Origin of the sequence: Marinobacterium aestuarii (assembly GCF_001651805.1) — a bacterium.
Taxonomy (GTDB): domain Bacteria; phylum Pseudomonadota; class Gammaproteobacteria; order Pseudomonadales; family Balneatricaceae; genus Marinobacterium_A; species Marinobacterium_A aestuarii.
This window is the reverse complement of record NZ_CP015839.1, coordinates 2,588,949-2,605,045: the sequence shown is the minus strand read 5'-3', so window position 1 is coordinate 2,605,045 and position 16,097 is coordinate 2,588,949. Positions and strand designations below refer to the sequence as shown.

Genomic DNA, 16,097 nt, shown 5'->3' with positions numbered 1-16,097 from the left:
CCGCCAGACCTCTGCGGGTAACGAGAACCAAGATGACAACACAACAGCATACTGCGTCCTACTATGCCGCCTCCGCCAATGATACCCGGCAGCGGCCGTCACTTGCGGGTGATGCCACGGCGGATATCTGCGTTATTGGTGCCGGCTTCACCGGCCTGTCCAGTGCGCTGCACCTGGCCGAGCAGGGATTCAGCGTTATAGTGCTGGAAGCCAGCCGTATCGGATTTGGCGCCTCCGGCCGCAATGGCGGCCAGATCGTGCACAGCTACAGCCGTGACATGGACTTTATCGAACAGCATTATGGCCAGGACACCGCCAACGCCATGGGTGCCATGGCGTTCGAAGGCGGCCGCATTATCCGCGATTTCGTCAAGCGCTACAGCATCCAGTGCGATCTCAAGGACGGCGGCATCTTCGCGGCCTGCACCAGCGCCCAGCTGGATGAAATGGCCAGCAAGAAGCGGCTGTGGGAAAAACATGGCCATGAGCAGCTCGAAATGCTCGATGCCAGCAGTATTCGCCAGCACATCGGCTCGGACCGCTACACCGGCGGCCTGCTGGATAAAAGCGGCGGGCATTTTCATCCGCTGAATCTGGTGCTCGGCGAAGCCGCTGCGCTGGAGTCTCTTGGCGGTGTGATCTATGAAGACTCGAAGGTTGTGCGTGTCGAACAGGGCGCGCAGGTGCGGCTGCACACCGAACACGGCTGTGTTAGCGCAGCCCATGTTGTGGTTGCCGGCAATGCCTACCTCGGTGGCCTGATTCCGCAACTGGCGCAAAAATCCATGCCCTGTGGCAGCCAGGTACTGGCCACCGAACCCCTGAGCCAGGCGGTACAGCAGGCGCTGCTGCCGCAGGATCAGTGCGTTGAAGACTGTAATTATCTGCTGGATTACTACCGTCTGAGCGGTGATGGCCGGCTTATTTATGGTGGTGGCGTGACTTATGGTGCGCGCGAACCCGGCAAGATAGAGCAGCTGATTCGCCCCAATATGGTCAAGACGTTCCCAGAGCTCGCCGGCGTCAAGGTGGATTTCGCCTGGACCGGCAATTTCCTGCTGACCCTGATGCGGCTGCCGCAGTTTGGCCGCATTGGCAACAATATCTATTATGCCCAGGGCTATAGCGGCCACGGCATTGCCAGCTCGCACCTGGCGGGGCGGCTGATTTGTGATGCCATTAGAGGCCAGTCTGAACGCTTTGATGTCTTTGCCGGCCTGCCGCAGTACAGCTTCCCCGGCGGGCGCTTGCTGCGCGTGCCACTTACCGCCATGGGCGCCTGGTACTACAGCCTGCGGGATCGACTCGGCGTCTAGCAGCCTGTCGACTTAACACTGATCTACTGCGGAAAAGCAGCCTCATTTTGGTAAAGAGGGGACATTTTTGTATGCTCTTTGAGAGAACCACTATTCACAAGCTACATCCCTGTAGCTTGCCCGGTGGGCAGCTTACGCTGTGTAAATCGGCTATCCTGCCGATTTATCGCCTCAAAAGAGCTCAAAAACTAACTCAAATCGGTCTTTCCCTCGCTACGACCGGCCAAGCCCGACAGGCTGCTAGGCATTTCGGCAAGGGTTTTAATGCTGCGCGCAGGCGGGTTCCAGGGTGCTGAGCATGCTGTCCCACTCATCCAGATCCAGATCCTGCACGCCGTCTTTGCGAAAGCGATCCTGCGCCTTGAGCCAGTTGTTGATACAGGCCTGCTTGGTGCCCTGCTGGGCACTCATAAAGGCGCCGGGATCAATGCGCACGCCCAGCACATCCAGCGTATCGGTTTTGAAATTGTAGGATTTGATAATGCCGCCGGCACAGGCGCCGGCGTCATTGGCGACATCAAGATAGGGTTTCCAGTCCATAAAGGGGGGCTGGGGCTTCTTGTTACTGGCCTGCGGCTCGTTCTGGTTCGCGGCGTGCTGCTGCATAAACAGGCGCCACTCGTTGAGTCTGGTCGGGTTCAGCAGACGAAAGGGTGTGGCCGCCGACAGAAAAATCAACCGATCAGACCCCACCTCAGACACGCGCAGCGCACCGTCGTTGCAGCGATCCCCCCCCGGCACATAGAGCAGCGGTTTTACTACCCTGTTGCCCTGTGGCTGCAGCAACAACCAGATGGAACTGCGCAGGTTGCCAAAGCCATTGGCCGCAGTGACCTCGAACAAGGTCCATTTGTCGTCGCCGGTCTTGCTGGGCCAGTGCCCTGCAACGGCATAGGCGATAAAGCCGCGGCCGTAGCCCTCTTCGGTAATGCGTTGTGCGGTATAGGTCAGATCGGCGGCATCCTGCCCGGGAAAGATAAACACCGGGTGCTCTCCAGGCATGCCATCACAGGTAACGGGGCTGAAAGGACTCTCGCTGGTAAGGCCAGATAGCAGCTGATCGAAGCACAGCGGGTGAATGGCCGCCCCGGGCGGAAATACTCGCTCTTCCGCGCTCAGGGGCGGTGTCGACAACAGGCCCATAAGCGCGAGCCCTGCGAAAAACAATCGCATCGCTCACCTCCTCCGACCCTCTGCGCAAGTTGCACGCCGACCAGCCAGTTATTCAGGGTTTCAGCTATCCGTCTGGATACAGCATTTCCTAAGTGTTGTCGCTAAGACAGTCGCTGACCAGAATTTGCACCGTCTTTCTGATCATGTTGAACGTGACTTTGTTGCACAAAATACCCGTCTGACCGGCTGCGCTTTAATGAGCCGGCTCGAATTCATGCTGCTCGATCGGGTACTGATCGGCGATGAGCTCTGTGACAAAGCAGGATGGCCGCGTGCTGTTGTAGACAAGATATACCCGGTGACGAGCGCGGGTCAGCGCGACATAAAACAGGCGTCGCTCTTCGGCATGGGGGTAAGTTTCGCCACCTGGCAGCAGGGCATCCTGTACTGGATGCAGGCGACGTTCCGCCGGAAACCCGTACTTGCCGCTCTCCAGCCCGAGGATGATCGCATAATCGGCTTCGCGTCCCTTGGCGGCATGCAGCGTGCGACTCTGCAGTTGCAGCTGACCAAAACGCCGCTGCAAGAATGCAAGGCGTGCGCTGTCGGGCAGGCTAAAGCGATTGCGCGCCATAATCATCACAGTGCAGCTGGCGCCTCCCGCTGCGGCGAAACGCTGGCTGATCACTTCCAGAGCGCGCTCGAGTACCCCAGCATCCTTGGCGGGCTCGCGGCTGCGGTGGGCCAGCAGTGAGACGGCGGGCGTCTCAACCTGAGTCTGGCTATGCAATTGCTTGGGCAGCTGGGCGGGGTTGCGCAGCACAAAGCGCGATGCCAGCTCGCCGATGCTGCTGTTAAAGCGAAATGTCTGATCCAGCGCACTAATGGAGGCCGGGCCAAAGAAGCCGGCAAAATCGGTGGTCAGCCCTACGTCGCTGCCGGTGAAACGATAGATCGACTGCCAGTCATCACCTACAGCAAAGAGCGCGGCGCCCGGCACGGCATCACGCAGGGCCCGAATCAGACGGGCGCGCAGGGCCGAGATGTCCTGAAACTCATCCACCAGAATATGCTGCCAGGGCGAAGCAAAGCGGCCCTGCTCCACATATTCCAGCGCCTTTGCGATCATGTCGTCGAAATCGATCTCGTCATGGGCGGCAAGCTCCGCCCTGTAGGCGCTGTGCAGCGGTTGCAACAGCCTCAGCGCCTGTTCCAGCTGTTGCGACCCGGGACTTGCATCTATCCGGGCGCGCAGCTCGACCGCATCCGGTTGCAGGGTTCTGTAGCTGCGCAGCATCTGGGTCAGCAGGTCGCACAGTGGCTGCAGCTGAGCGCCGTCCTGCAGACGCGCCAGTATTTGCGGGTCAGTTTTGGGCTGTGCCACAACGCCCCGCTCGCTCAGCTGGCGGGCCAGGTCATCGATCAGACTGCCATCCTGTTGCTGGTGAAACTGCAGTTCGATACGGCGCTGACCATTGGCGGTATCTGCGTGGCGCAGCGCATCAAGTGCCCGCTGGTAGGCCGCAGGCTCAATCCAGGCGGGGCTGTCCTCATCCCGATCAAGCAACAGCAGGTCGATGCAGATATCCTGAGCCGGCAGATAAAAGTCGGGCACAAGCAGCATGGGCTGGATCGTGCCTTGCGCTGTTGCAGGTGTTTGCGGCGGCGCCAGGGAGTAGATCCCGGCCGGGCGGTAACGATAGTTAATCCCCTGGCTCCAGAGCCAGTCGGCAATCACGCCGGCGGCGCTACTCTGTATCTCCTCGCCTGCAGCATCATCTACTGAGTCTGAAAGCGTGCACACGCCATTGCTGCGCACAAAACGCTGATGTTCATTCTGCGTGGCGAAGTCGAAGGGACTGTCCGCCGGGAAGCGAAAGCGCAGCAGATAAGCGATTAGCTCGCGGCGGTATTCAGGCGTCTCCAGCAGTGCTTCAAACTGACTGGCAACCCAGCTGCCCAGCTTGGCGTCATCTTCAGCGAACGGACTGATACGTGGCCGGCGACCTTCTACCGCGGTGATAATGCGCTGACCCAGTGCATGGAAAGTGGTGGCATCGAGCTTGATACCAAGACGTTGCTGCAGGCGCTGCTGCATTTCATCGGCGGCCTGGCGACCAAAGGCCAGCAGCAGAATGTCCTGAGGTTCAGCCTGGTCACTGGCAATCAGATAGGCGGCGCGACCGATCAGGGTGCTGGTTTTGCCACTGCCAGCGCCGGCCAGCACCAGGTTGTTGTCATCCAGTGTGATGCAGGCACGCTGCTGGCTGGGCGTCAGTGGCAGGCGTTCTATTTGATCAAACAGTGTGCGGTGGCGCGTCTGCTGACGGCTAAGGTAATGCTCGCGGTAACGCTGCAACAGCTGCGGGTCGCCGCTGGCGATGCGCCCCAGGCGCTGGTAACGCAGATCAGGTCGGGCCGGCGCCTGTACCAGGGCGGCATCTCTGTGCTGCAGCAGTGCCGCGGCCTGAGCCTGCAGTTGCGACCAGGTTGAGCTGCGCACATAGCCCTGTCGTACGGCTGTTTCGATGCGTTGCAGCTGCACGGCGAAATCGGGCTCGTGCTGCTGGTGCAGGTACTGGCTGAATGCGCGCCAGAAATGGCGGTGCCAGCGGCCTATCCAGCGTAACGCCGGCTTGCCTTCGAGCGCCAGCCGGTGAAATGCCGCGCCTGTATGAACGTGCTGTGCCCTCGCCAGATCCTGCCAGGGGATGAGCTCGTCGGGGGCATCCCTGAAACCGATCAGCAACCCCTCAGGCCCGGCGCTCAAGGTTGTCCAGTGGCAAGCGAGCCTGCGTGCAAATAACCTGGCAGGCAATGGCGCAGTAATGGTAGCGATCAAGCGGACGCAAGGCTCCCTGTAGTCGGCGTCCGCTGCGTGCGTCGCCCATGGCAGCCACAGGTTATAGGGTCTTGGCCGCATGAACGCAAGGCTCTGTGCGTTACAAAATGCTAAACCGCCCCGCCCACCTGTTCGAGCCAGTCATTGAGGTTGTAGTAATTGCTGATGCGCGCCACCCTGGAGTCGCGCAATTCAAAGAAGGCGCCGGCGGGCAAACGGTATTGCTGACCCCTGGCGGGTGGCAGGCCCTCATCGTTGTCGAGGTAGCGCCCCAGCACAACAAATTCAGCGGCAGCACGCTGGCCATCCGCGCTGACCATGACCTCGATATCAATGAGCTGTTCTTCGTAGCACTGATTCATGCGCAGCATAAAGGCCGCAAAAGCCTCCTTGCCGACTTCCCGCCCACCCTGGTTGATGTCGTGGATCACATCATCGGTGAGCAGATCCAGAAAGGCCGGCATGTCGCCTGCGTTGAAGGTCTGGTAATACTGTTTAACAAGCGTAAAGGCTGCGTCTCTCATGGGGATTCCACGGGTTCCATTCGGCATAGATGCGAAGAGTTGCGGTGACGAATTCATAATCAAATTTGCTTGATATGGCGTTCGTGCTGCTTATTACAGCAGGCAAGTACAGGCGGACACACTAACACGCGAAGAAGTGACGATTACTGTGCCTGGGCGACACTTAAATGCCCGCCTGCGCAAGGTAAGCGCAGGTCAGGCGTGCAAGCAGGTTACATGCAGGTAGGCGGGGGGCGGTTATCGTAGCTGCTGACAAGAAAAGGATGTACCTGTACCAGCTCACCGGAGATATCGGACTGCACCACAAAAACCTGATGTCCCGGCGCCAGCTCGAGCTTTGCCAGCACCTCATACTGGGAGGCGGATTTAAGCTGCTGCTCGCCACAGTCGTCCAGATCCGCTTCAAGGCGGATCAGGTCACCGACACTGATTTCATGCCAGATAAAACTGGTTTCGAGCAGCAGCTCGCTGGAACTTTCCATTTGTCGCATGGCAACTCCTTGCCGGGAAGTACAGTCACAGTATGGACCCGAGTGCTTCGCCCTGCGCAACTGTTATCCAGGGCGCTGGCACGGAGATCACTAATGGAGGGGTGCTACTGTGAGTATTGGACAGCATCCTAGGGGTCGATCAGGCCGTGGCGCATGGCCAGATGCACTATCTCGCCATTGGCTTTGAGATCAAGCTTGCGTTTGATGTTGGAACGATGGGCATGGATGGTTTTGGGGCTGAGAAACACCGCCTCCGCGATCTGTGCGACCGAATGCCCGTCCGCGAGCATGACGAAAATCTGCAACTCGCGGGAGCTCAGCTGATTTACCGGAGAGCTGTCCGTCGCCGAGTCGTCCAGCTGATCCTGGATCGATGGCGAAAAGTAGCGCTCGCCTGAATGCACCTTTACCACAGCTTCGATCAGCTCGGCCGGCGCGCAGCGCTTGGTCAGGTACCCCTTTACGCCGGCGCCAATTACCTGGCTGGGGTAAGGTCTGGTTTCACAGCTGGACAGTACCAGCACACGGGCACGGGAGTCCTGCGCCAGAATGCGCCTGATCGCCTCCATGCCACCGCTGATGGATGAGCTCTCCGGTGCGCCTGCCTGGCTTGGCATGGTGAGATCCAGCACCACTATATCGGGCTTTTCTGCACGGAATTGCTCAAATGCCTCATGACCGCTACTGGCACTGGCAATGATTCGAATACGCTCATCAGACTCCAGAATACGCTGGAAACCGTCCCGAACAACCGGATGGTCGTCGGCAAGCAGTACACGGATAGGGCCCATACATTTCCTTAAAATTCAAAAATTTAACTACGTATACCTAAGGTAATACATCGTTAATCAGGGTGCCTGCGTCAGGCGTCAATGCCTCAGCACCCCGGTAAGCTCCATAGGTCTCTATATCCAGTGCGCAGGCCGAAGCGATGGCTTCGGGCTTGATCTGGGCTGGCAGAGCCACCAGTTCATCGCTGTAGCCGATCAGCTGTATGCCCTCTTTCTGACAGTGCCGCAATACCTTTTCCAGGGCCCGTATGACCGTGATCTGACGGTCGTTCAGGCGATCCGGCACCGGTACCTGATCGCCGCGTCGCCGACTGGTAACCTGGCGTATTGCATAGCCGTCGGTGTCGAGCAATTGCAGCGTCACGCCGGACAGTTTTTCCTGTACCAGCGCCTGTTTAGCGCTATTAAACAATATTTCCGTGCCGCAGCATACGGCATCCTCGGCGCCGCAGCGCTGCAGTGCATCCACGATGGTGGCGTAACTGGCATTATCTTCGAGTGTTATATCCATTTTTATACCCAGACAGCAGGATCAGAAATGAATCAGTGGGTGTACGCCCCCAGGGCGCAATCCCCTTTTAATGTACCTGGCTTTTAGCCCCGAGCCAGGGTACTGCTTTCGCGGCGTGCCAGTTCAAGCTCGAGCTGATGGATCCGCTCCAGAAAGCCGCGTTCCTGCTCCTGCAGCTGTCGGCGCAGCCGGGCATTTTCCTGCGCCAGGCTGTCATTGCTGCTGTGCAGGCGCTTGCCGTCCTCTTCCTGAATGCGCAGGCGAACGCGCAAATCCAGCAACTGTTCAGTATCGGCGTTGCCTGCGCTACGCTCAAGCAGCAGCGCCTGCTGCTTGAGCTGACGCCCCTGCTCTTCATTGTCGGAGCCAAGTCGAATCAATCGTTCTTCCTGGCGCAGGCGTTCAGACTGGCTGGCGTCCAGCTGCATTGCGAGCTGTTCGTTGCGTTCCAGCACGCGGGCATTCTGCTCCTGCAGCTGACGCAGATCCGAAGTGACGGCCAGATCATCCTGGCGCGCCCGCTCCAGGCTTTCACGATACTGCTGCTCAAGCTGCGTACTCTGCTCAAGAAAGCGCTGTTCGGCGTAGGCCAGTGCCTGATCCCAGAGTTTGCCGGCGCTCAGCAGTACCGCTTCCGGCACTTCGGGGTGCTGGTTGCGCCGCGTAATGCGCTCGCCCAGTGTTTTCCACCAGTCCCCCAGGGCCTTGTTGATCGTCGTCAGACTGCCGCTGCCGATCAGCTCGCGTACATTCTGCTGTGTCGGCCGCAGACCCTGCTCCAGCAGCTGATCCGCTGCCAGGAACACTTTCTGGCGTGTGTCGGAACCTGTTTTCATATTATTAATACACAATACGTATTGTAATTCAGGCGTATCAATCGCAGTCGGCGCACCCTGGCCGCGCAATAGAGCCAATGAAAACAGCAGGATAACCTAAAGCAGCGACACCGTCGCCGGGAGATGACAAAAAGAGGGAGTGGAAAGCGGGAATAATGGAGGCTGGAGTCGGAATCGAACCGGCGTACACGGAGTTGCAGTCCGCTGCATGACCACTCTGCCATCCAGCCTCAAGGCGCTGCATAATACAGCAATGCATTTCGGGGTCAACAGCGCGGCCGAAAAATACCGCTAAGGTTCATTCGGTCTTGCCCTTTCTCTTTGGCCTGCCCGCGCTGTCTTGAATACAGCAGCAAGAGTCGGAGTGACCTCTGCGCCTCACGCCGCTACAGTGGCAGTTGAGAATAATCTGGCGACTAAGACGGGAATGACAGCGTGACGAGCCCAGAGCAGCAAGCAGAGACAACCTGTGCAGATCCGCGCTGGCACTCGGTATTGAACCGCGATGCCAGCGCCGACGGTCTTTTTGTCTACGGCGTCATCACCACCGGCATCTACTGTCGACCGAGCTGCCCGTCCCGTACCGCCCGACCTGAAAATGTCCGCTTTCATGCGGACTCCAGCGCGGCAGAGCGCGCAGGCTTCAGACCCTGCAAACGCTGCCATCCAGATCAGGCCTCAGCACAGGAACGCCAGCGCAATACCATAGCCACACTCTGTCGCATGATCGAAACCGCACCACAGCTGCCGACCCTGGAAGAGCTGGCTGCCTGTGCGGGCCTTAGCAGCCATCATCTGCACCGCCTGTTCAAACAATTTACCGGCCTTACACCACGCCAGTATGCCAAGGCGCACCAGGCCCGGCGTCTGCGTGCAGCACTTGATCAGAGCACAACCATCACCGACGCCTTCAATACTGCCGGCTACGGCTCCAGCGGTCGGTTTTACGAAGAATCCACTCAGGTACTCGGTATGACACCCAGCCGTTATCGCGCCGGCGGCGACGACGCCCGCATTCAATTCGCCGTGGGTGATTGCTCCCTGGGCGCCATTCTGGTGGCCCAGAGCGAACTTGGCATCTGCGCCATTTTGCTGGGGGACGACCCCAATGCCCTGCTGCAGGACCTGCAGCGTCGTTTTGCCAGGGCTCAGCTGGTGCCGGGTGATTCTGGATATATGCAACTTGTCGGGCTTGTGGCGGCTTTTGTAGACAACCCCGTCCGGGGTATGGATCTGCCACTGGATATTCGCGGCACCGTTTTCCAGCAACGTGTCTGGCTGGCGCTGCGCGATATACCACCGGGCGAAACGCTGAGCTATGCGCAATTGGCCCAACGCATAGGTTCACCCCGTGCCGTGCGTGCGGTTGCCGGCGCCTGTGCCGCCAACGCCATAGCGGTCGCGATTCCCTGTCATCGGGTGGTGCGCAGTGATGGGGGCCTCTCCGGCTATCGCTGGGGCATCGAGCGCAAGCGTGCATTGCTGGACCGCGAGCGTGACACTTGATGCCTTCCCCCTTCCCCGCTGTTGCCGGCACACTCCTGCACTGTCGCATTGAACTGCCGGCGAACTATCGCCTGGCAGATTTTCTGGCGTTTCATCGACGTGACTCACAGGACGTGGCTGAACGCGTGACCTCAGATAGCCTGACCAAGGGGTTACGCTGGGAAAACTCCGCCGCCTGTCTGCATATTCGATTCAAAGACAAAGCCGCCGAAGTGCAACTCGATATTGACGGCGGTGGCAATCCTGCCGTTTCCGAGTCACCGCTATCCACAACCCTGCTTGAGCACAGGGCACGGCTGATGCTGGGCCTGACGCAGCCAGTGGAAGAATTTGAGCAGCAGTATCGTGGGCATTGCCAGCTTGGCGCGCTAATCCGCAGCGTGCCAGGCTTGCGCATACCCCTGGCGGCAAGCCCGTTTGAAGCTCTGAGCTGGGCTATTATCGGGCAGCAAATCAGCGTACAGGCGGCCGTCAGTATCCGACGTCGACTGATACAGGCGGCGGGCCAGCAGCACTCAAGTGGTCTCTGGTGCTACCCCGATGCCCGGCAAACAAGTAACCTGAGTGATGCAGGCCTGGGTGCTGCAGGACTATCTGCGGCCAAGGTGCGCACATTCAGGGCGCTGTGCGAGGCGCTTGAGTCGGGCCTGCTGCAACTGGATGCCAAAGGCTGCAATGCCGAGCAACTGGGCGCGCAGTTGCTGCAGATCAAGGGTATAGGCCCCTGGACCGTAAATTATGCGCTGATGCGCGGCTTTGGCTGGCCAGATGGATCGCTGCATGGCGACGTGGCGGTGCGGCGTAGCCTGCAGGCGCTGCTGGCGATGGCTGACAAGCCTACAGAAAGGCAGACGCAGGACTGGCTGGCGGACTTTAGCCCCTGGCGAGCGCTGGTGGCCGCCCATCTTTGGGCCCTCGATGCCAGAGTCGCCACGGACCTGGCAGGCCGTTAGCGCTGCACCAGGCAGTAATCCGTAGTTTCGCGATGCTCATGCCAATTGGCTTCAAATCCGTGGCGGACCTCATGGGTGATGCAGTCCGGATAGCGATCGCGCAGTATCTGGATATAGCAGACACCGTTATTGCAATTGGCGAGACCCAGCGCATCGGGGCGCTCATCGATAGCGTCAACTAGGCGGATATGTACAAAAACTTCATCCCGCTGCGCCACGATCGGTGTTGAACTGCAGCCTGCGACAAGCGCACAGCTGAGCCATGCACAATGGAACAGCAGAGCACCGGCACAGGGGCTGGTATTGGTTTTTTTGCGGCCAATGATATCGGAGGGCGTGGAAGGTGTGTTGCGTGCTGCTGCATGTAAAGCGATGCGCGGGGTTGTGCGCGCTAACGCAGGAGAAAGTGGTTGCATCATGCCAAAAACCTCGGCGTGGGGTTGTGCAACTCCCTGTGTGCGCAGCCAAATGCGTAACCTGTTGTTACTTATTCAGGCTGCAGGTGCCACTTCCCGCAACGGTGTCGAGGCGTTGATGGCCGATTCCTCGGCGTGTAGGCATCATGTGCAAAGTGACATTGTAGCCAAATTGCGACTATTTATACATTATGAACAGATGCATAGTAGTCGAGATCGACCAGATATGGGGTGCACGGGATGAGGCTGAATAAAAAATTGTTCAGGGGCCTAACGAAAGATCGGCGGCAATGCGCTGAGGAATGTCTGGAATCGAATTAACTGCGAATCGAAAAGATCGGATGAATAACGGGAATGTATCTTTTGCCGCGCGAAGATGCAGACGTGGTGAAAGATAGCGGTATAAAATGAAGCTGAAGTTTGGTTGCTAAGCACTAACGCTGAAGGGTGCATGGATACTGGTGCCCGGGACCGGAATCGAACCGGTACGCCCTTTCAGGCGAGGGATTTTAAGTCCCTTGTGTCTACCAATTTCACCACCCGGGCGAAAAATGGAGGCTGGAGTCGGAATCGAACCGGCGTACACGGAGTTGCAGTCCGCTGCATGACCACTCTGCCATCCAGCCTCGGATAGCGTCTTACAGGGCTCTTTGACATCTGAAGGGATCAGAATGTAAAGATTGGAGCGGGAAACGAGACTCGAACTCGCGACCCCGACCTTGGCAAGGTCGTGCTCTACCAACTGAGCTATTCCCGCCTGCTCTGTAAGTGGTGCGTATTATAGAGACCTGCGTTCTTGTGTCAACACCGAAACATAAAATATTGTTCTTAAAGATTAAACACTTACAGATCTTCGCCCAGCAGGGGCCAGGCAGCCTTCAGGTAGAGCACCATTGACCAGAAAGTAAGCAGACTGGCACCATAAAGTGCCGCCACGCCAATCCAGGAGAAGCTGGTGTAAGGCGTAAAGGCAACCAGCAGCAGGATGGAGACCATCTGCAGCGTGGTTTTGACCTTGCCAAGGCCAGACACAGAAACACTGGCGCGCTCGCCCAGTTCCGCCATCCATTCCCGCAGCGCGGAAATAACGATTTCACGCCCGATGATCACCGCCGCGGGGATGGTGATCCAGACCTCGCTAAAGGTCTCGACCAGCACAACCAGCGCCACAGCCACCATCAGCTTGTCGGCCACAGGATCCAGAAAGGCACCAAAGGGAGACGACTGATCCAGCTTGCGGGCAAGATAACCGTCAAACCAGTCGGTCAGGGCAGCGACACCAAAAATTGCAGCGGCAGTCATAGGCGCCCAGGCCTGAGGCAGATAATAAAAGAACACGAATACCGGTATCAGCAGGATCCGCAGCAGGGTCAAAATGTTTGGAATTTTCATGGAAAACAGCATACCTGCCAGTGGCTCTCCGGGGAGTCATGGATCTGGATGAAGTGCGAAATAGATATCTTCCGCGAGTTTGCGGCTTATGGTAGAGACTTTTGCAATTTCTTCAATACTCGCCCGCTCTATCTCCTGCAATCCCCCGAAATGACGCAGCAATTCGCGTCGCCGTTTCGGGCCTATGCCGTCAATAGTCTCCAGGCGCGAGGTTTTGCGCGCCTTGCCGCGTCTGGCGCGGTGCCCTGTAATGGCAAATCGGTGCGCCTCATCCCGTATATGCTGAATGAGGTGCAGCGCCAGGGCATCGCCTGACAGGGTGATTTCTTCACCGCTTTCAGCCAACACCAGGGTTTCGAGCCCTGCCCTGCGGCTCGGCCCCTTGGCGACACCGACAATCAGCACTTCGGTGATCTGCAGTTCTTCGAGTACGGCGCGGGCCTGGCCGACCTGCCCCTTGCCACCGTCAATCAGCAAAATATCCGGCAACTTGCCCTCACCTTTTTTCAGGCGTGTATAGCGCCGCAAAAGGGCCTGATGCATGGCGGCGTAGTCGTCGCCGGGGGTAATGTCGCTGATATTGAAGTGGCGATAGTCTGTTTTAAGCGGACCATTGTGGTCAAACACCACGCAGGAGGCCACCGTCGCCTCGCCGGAGCTGTGGCTGATATCGAAGCACTCGAGCCGCTGTGGAATGCCGTCCAGCTTGAGCGCCTCCTGCAGCGCAAGGAAGCGGTTGTACATGTTTTGCTTGCTCGCCAGATGGCTACTCAGTTGCTGCTCGGCATTGGTCTGGGCCAGCCTCTGCCAGCCTGCCTTGTCACCGCGCACGCTGTGCTGCAGCACGACCTTGCGGCCACGACGCTGGGTCAGCGCCTCCTGCAGGGCCTCGTGGTCCGTCAGCGCCAGTGGCAAGATGACCTGATCGGGAATTTCACGGCTGGCGCCCAGATACCACTGCGCCACGAAGGCCGACAGCACATCGGCTTCGGTATCCTCAATCGATATCCGTGGGTGAAACATCTTGCTGCCGATAATGCGGCCGCCGCGGACATAGAGCATATGGATGCCAACGCCGCCGGGTTGGAGCGCGCAACCAATAACATCGGCCTGGCCCTCGAAGCCGCTGACGTATTGCTGTTCCTGTACCTGCTGCAGATTGCCGAGCTGATCACGCAGCAGCACCGCCTGCTCGAAATTCAGAGCTGCCGCCGCCGCTTCCATCTGACTGGCGAGTTCCTGCATCACCGCATTGCTCTTGCCCTCAAGAAACATGCTGGCATGACGCAGGTCGTCAGCGTAGTCCGCTTCACTGATCAGCCCAACGCAGGGACCGCTGCAGCGCTGAATCTGGTACTGCAGACAGGGACGACTGCGGTTGCGAAAGAAGCTGTCTTCACAGGGACGGATGCGAAACAGCTTCTGCAGCAAGTTCAGGCTTTCACGCACCGCCGTACCGCTGGGAAAGGGCCCGAAGTAACTGCCCTTGGCGCGCCTTGCACCGCGGTGAAAGCGAACCGCGGGATATTCATCCTGATCGGATATGAAGATATAGGGGTAGGATTTATCGTCCCGCAGCAGAATATTGTAGGGCGGGCGCTGCTCCTTGATCAGGTTTTGTTCCAGCAGCAGGGCTTCGGTTTCACTGTTGGTGACCGTCACCTCTACATGCTGGATACGCGCAACCAGGGCGGCAGTCTTGGGCGCCAGGCCCTTGCTGCGAAAGTAGCTGCTAACCCTTTTTTTCAGGTTCTTTGCCTTGCCGACATAGAGAATGTCGCCATTGAGGGCATACATCTGATAAACGCCGGGCCTGGACGTCAGGCGCGCCAGAAAAGCCTTGGCATCAAAGCCGGCCGGCTTTGCCTGGTCGTCACCAGCGACGGGGGCTGACTCAACAACTTCCGGGACCTGCTGCACAGCGGGCTCAGTCGGCGGTGCTGGCATGCGCAGCCTTGTTGGCAGCCATATGCAGATGAACCGCTTCCTTATGAAGCTGCTGCAGCTGCTCGCGGGTGTCGTCGCTGATGCCCGCGCCGCGGGACAGGGACACTTCTAGGAAAACACCGATCTCAGCGAAATGGTACAGTCGTGTATCGAAGCTTTTGCCACGCTTGAGCTTGCTCAGGGATAGCTGGGCACCGCTGACCAGGATGTAGTTGATGTCGGTATCGGACACCATCGGACGGCGATCCCGCGCACTGATCGGCATGGTTTTGTCGGAGCGTTTCTGTACAAACGTCATGGTGCGGACCTTTTGCAGCGCATTACGGCGCAGAATGAGAATTGCGAAGCATGAATGGGAGCTACTTTAAGTGAGTTTATTCTTCTTGTGAACCTGCCAGCGATAAGCAACACGCAACAAAGGCTGCAAATACAGTTATTAAGCGAAGCCTGTGACCAGCGTCGCGATTATCTGTGGGCCCGCTCGGCGCCCTCCCTGATGCGCTCGGCGGCGCCTTCGCTCTACAGCCTGCTAACAGCCCCAGAGTCTTTGACAGCACTGCCTGGTACTTCCTCGCGCCGCCGTCTGGGCCTGTATTATGAAGACCTTGTTGCAACCTTGCTCAACGATGCCCTGGCACCAGAGCCAGTACACCGCAATCTACAGTGCGTGCAGGGCGGCATTACCGCCGGTGAGTTCGATTTTCTCTATCGCAGTGCAGGCCAGTGGTTTCATCTTGAAACGGCGGTGAAGTTCTACCTCTGTTGCGGGGATGGCAGCGCGCTCAGCGACTTTGTCGGCCCCGGTCGGCGAGACCGACTGGATATCAAGTGGCAGCGCCTGCAGCAGCATCAGCTTGCCCTCGCCGCCCATCCGACAGGCAAAGCCGCGCTGGATCGACTGGGCATTGAGTCTCCACAGCCTCAGCTGCTGATGCCAGGCTATCTGTTTTACCGGGCCGGAGGACATGCGGTGAGCAGCTTGTTGCACGCTGATATCAGCGCTGAACACCTGCGTGGCTGGTGGTTACCCATCGGCGAGCTGGAGCGTCTGCGCAGCGGTGCAGAGCATCGCTATGCCGTTTTACCTAAACTTGGCTGGCTGGCCCCTGCCAGGCGCGCAGACTCAAGCGTGATGGACTGGGATGGCCTGCGTACGCACCTGCTGCAACACCCAGGGCCTACCCTGGTGGCCCAGCTGTCTCGCCTTGTCCTGCAAGGCTCGCCCTGCTGGGGTGAAACAGGCCGTGGCTTCGTGATGCCGGATGACTGGGATCATCAGTCTCTAGCGCCCAGAACGCCGCCAGCAGACTGAATCAGTACTGCCCGCTTTCGCCTCGCCCCTCCCTTTAAGAAAACAAAAAACCAGAACGAAAAAAGGACGCCGTAGCGTCCTTTTGTATGACAGAGCCTGGCAGCCTGTCGGGCTTAACCGGTCGTAGCGAGGGAAAGAGCGATTTGA

At 58.6% G+C, this 16,097-nt stretch carries 15 protein-coding genes and 4 tRNA genes; 4 read left to right on the top strand and 15 right to left on the bottom strand.

The window, feature by feature from the left end:
- Nucleotides 1-32 precede the first annotated feature (32 nt).
- Nucleotides 33-1,316: an NAD(P)/FAD-dependent oxidoreductase gene (locus tag A8C75_RS11505; protein ID WP_067382213.1), complete on the top strand. Its 1,284-nt coding sequence runs from the start codon at nt 33-35 to the stop codon at nt 1,314-1,316.
- Between the two features lie 261 nt (nt 1,317-1,577).
- Here the strand turns inward: A8C75_RS11505 and A8C75_RS11500 are convergent, their stop codons facing one another.
- The 8 genes from A8C75_RS11500 to A8C75_RS11465 form a co-directional block, all read right to left on the bottom strand.
- Entirely contained in the window at nt 1,578-2,489 is a 912-nt protein-coding gene (locus tag A8C75_RS11500) for a hypothetical protein (protein ID WP_067382210.1), read from the bottom strand.
- 193 nt (nt 2,490-2,682) lie between these two features.
- Entirely contained in the window at nt 2,683-5,199 is a 2,517-nt protein-coding gene (locus A8C75_RS11495) for a UvrD-helicase domain-containing protein (protein ID WP_162272100.1), read from the bottom strand.
- Between the two features lie 182 nt (nt 5,200-5,381).
- Nucleotides 5,382-5,795 (bottom strand): ketosteroid isomerase-related protein, encoded by a 414-nt coding sequence (locus A8C75_RS11490; RefSeq protein ID WP_067382204.1) that lies wholly within the window; start codon nt 5,793-5,795, stop codon nt 5,382-5,384.
- Between the two features lie 212 nt (nt 5,796-6,007).
- Nucleotides 6,008-6,286 (bottom strand): hypothetical protein, encoded by a 279-nt coding sequence (locus tag A8C75_RS11485; RefSeq protein WP_157890271.1) that lies wholly within the window; start codon nt 6,284-6,286, stop codon nt 6,008-6,010.
- 128 nt (nt 6,287-6,414) lie between these two features.
- The gene (locus A8C75_RS11480) at nt 6,415-7,077 is read right to left on the bottom strand and encodes a response regulator (protein WP_067382198.1); all 663 of its coding nucleotides are present in this window, start codon (nt 7,075-7,077) and stop codon (nt 6,415-6,417) included.
- A gap of 37 nt (nt 7,078-7,114) precedes the next feature.
- Complete coding sequence (locus A8C75_RS11475; RefSeq protein WP_067382196.1) at nt 7,115-7,588, bottom strand: response regulator; 474 nt, start codon at nt 7,586-7,588, stop codon at nt 7,115-7,117.
- A gap of 83 nt (nt 7,589-7,671) precedes the next feature.
- Nucleotides 7,672-8,424: a DNA-binding protein gene (locus A8C75_RS11470; protein ID WP_067382193.1), complete on the bottom strand. Its 753-nt coding sequence runs from the start codon at nt 8,422-8,424 to the stop codon at nt 7,672-7,674.
- Between the two features lie 156 nt (nt 8,425-8,580).
- Nucleotides 8,581-8,654: transfer RNA gene (locus A8C75_RS11465), tRNA-Cys, on the bottom strand.
- Nucleotides 8,655-8,859: 205 nt separating this feature from the next.
- Between A8C75_RS11465 and ada the strand changes: the two genes are divergently transcribed.
- Together ada and A8C75_RS11455 are read left to right on the top strand one after the other, a co-directional pair.
- Nucleotides 8,860-9,930, top strand: a complete 1,071-nt coding sequence (ada, locus tag A8C75_RS11460; protein ID WP_067382190.1) for a bifunctional DNA-binding transcriptional regulator/O6-methylguanine-DNA methyltransferase Ada — start codon at nt 8,860-8,862, stop codon at nt 9,928-9,930.
- Complete coding sequence (locus A8C75_RS11455; protein ID WP_067382187.1) at nt 9,930-10,883, top strand: DNA-3-methyladenine glycosylase family protein; 954 nt, start codon at nt 9,930-9,932, stop codon at nt 10,881-10,883. The genes ada and A8C75_RS11455 overlap by 1 nt, the downstream gene beginning before the upstream one ends.
- On the opposite strand, the gene A8C75_RS11450 is transcribed toward A8C75_RS11455, so the two are convergent.
- From A8C75_RS11450 to A8C75_RS11420, 7 genes are all read right to left on the bottom strand, one after another.
- The gene (locus A8C75_RS11450; RefSeq protein WP_067382184.1) at nt 10,880-11,302 is read right to left on the bottom strand and encodes a hypothetical protein; all 423 of its coding nucleotides are present in this window, start codon (nt 11,300-11,302) and stop codon (nt 10,880-10,882) included. The genes A8C75_RS11455 and A8C75_RS11450 overlap by 4 nt on opposite strands.
- Nucleotides 11,303-11,758: 456 nt before the next feature.
- A tRNA-Leu gene (locus tag A8C75_RS11445) sits at nt 11,759-11,845 on the bottom strand.
- A gap of 6 nt (nt 11,846-11,851) precedes the next feature.
- Nucleotides 11,852-11,925: transfer RNA gene (locus A8C75_RS11440), tRNA-Cys, on the bottom strand.
- A gap of 55 nt (nt 11,926-11,980) precedes the next feature.
- Nucleotides 11,981-12,056: transfer RNA gene (locus A8C75_RS11435), tRNA-Gly, on the bottom strand.
- Nucleotides 12,057-12,142: 86 nt separating this feature from the next.
- The gene (gene pgsA, locus A8C75_RS11430) at nt 12,143-12,691 is read right to left on the bottom strand and encodes a CDP-diacylglycerol--glycerol-3-phosphate 3-phosphatidyltransferase (protein WP_067387230.1); all 549 of its coding nucleotides are present in this window, start codon (nt 12,689-12,691) and stop codon (nt 12,143-12,145) included.
- Between the two features lie 36 nt (nt 12,692-12,727).
- A complete protein-coding gene (uvrC, locus tag A8C75_RS11425; RefSeq protein WP_067387229.1) occupies nt 12,728-14,524 on the bottom strand; it encodes an excinuclease ABC subunit UvrC in 1,797 nt (598 codons plus the stop codon).
- Nucleotides 14,525-14,618: 94 nt separating this feature from the next.
- Nucleotides 14,619-14,936 carry an excinuclease ABC subunit C gene (locus tag A8C75_RS11420; protein ID WP_067295523.1) on the bottom strand — a complete coding sequence of 106 codons (318 nt, stop codon included), beginning with the start codon at nt 14,934-14,936 and terminating at the stop codon, nt 14,619-14,621.
- A 54-nt stretch (nt 14,937-14,990) separates the two neighbouring features.
- On the opposite strand from A8C75_RS11420, the gene A8C75_RS11415 reads away from it, so the two are divergent.
- A complete protein-coding gene (locus A8C75_RS11415; protein ID WP_084784009.1) occupies nt 14,991-15,950 on the top strand; it encodes a DUF1853 family protein in 960 nt (319 codons plus the stop codon).
- Nucleotides 15,951-16,097: the final 147 nt, after the last annotated feature.

Coding starts and splice junctions, on each gene's coding strand:
- A8C75_RS11505 (WP_067382213.1), top strand. CDS start 33: ATGACAACACAACAGCATACTGCGTCCTACTATGCCGCCTCCGCCAAT.
- A8C75_RS11500 (WP_067382210.1), bottom strand. CDS start 2,489: ATGCGATTGTTTTTCGCAGGGCTCGCGCTTATGGGCCTGTTGTCGACA.
- A8C75_RS11490 (WP_067382204.1), bottom strand. CDS start 5,795: ATGAGAGACGCAGCCTTTACGCTTGTTAAACAGTATTACCAGACCTTC.
- A8C75_RS11485 (WP_157890271.1), bottom strand. CDS start 6,286: ATGCGACAAATGGAAAGTTCCAGCGAGCTGCTGCTCGAAACCAGTTTT.
- A8C75_RS11480 (WP_067382198.1), bottom strand. CDS start 7,077: ATGGGCCCTATCCGTGTACTGCTTGCCGACGACCATCCGGTTGTTCGG.
- A8C75_RS11475 (WP_067382196.1), bottom strand. CDS start 7,588: ATGGATATAACACTCGAAGATAATGCCAGTTACGCCACCATCGTGGAT.
- A8C75_RS11470 (WP_067382193.1), bottom strand. CDS start 8,424: ATGAAAACAGGTTCCGACACACGCCAGAAAGTGTTCCTGGCAGCGGAT.
- A8C75_RS11455 (WP_067382187.1), top strand. CDS start 9,930: ATGCCTTCCCCCTTCCCCGCTGTTGCCGGCACACTCCTGCACTGTCGC.
- A8C75_RS11450 (WP_067382184.1), bottom strand. CDS start 11,302: ATGATGCAACCACTTTCTCCTGCGTTAGCGCGCACAACCCCGCGCATC.
- pgsA (WP_067387230.1), bottom strand. CDS start 12,691: ATGAAAATTCCAAACATTTTGACCCTGCTGCGGATCCTGCTGATACCG.
- A8C75_RS11420 (WP_067295523.1), bottom strand. CDS start 14,936: ATGACGTTTGTACAGAAACGCTCCGACAAAACCATGCCGATCAGTGCG.
- A8C75_RS11415 (WP_084784009.1), top strand. CDS start 14,991: ATGGGAGCTACTTTAAGTGAGTTTATTCTTCTTGTGAACCTGCCAGCG.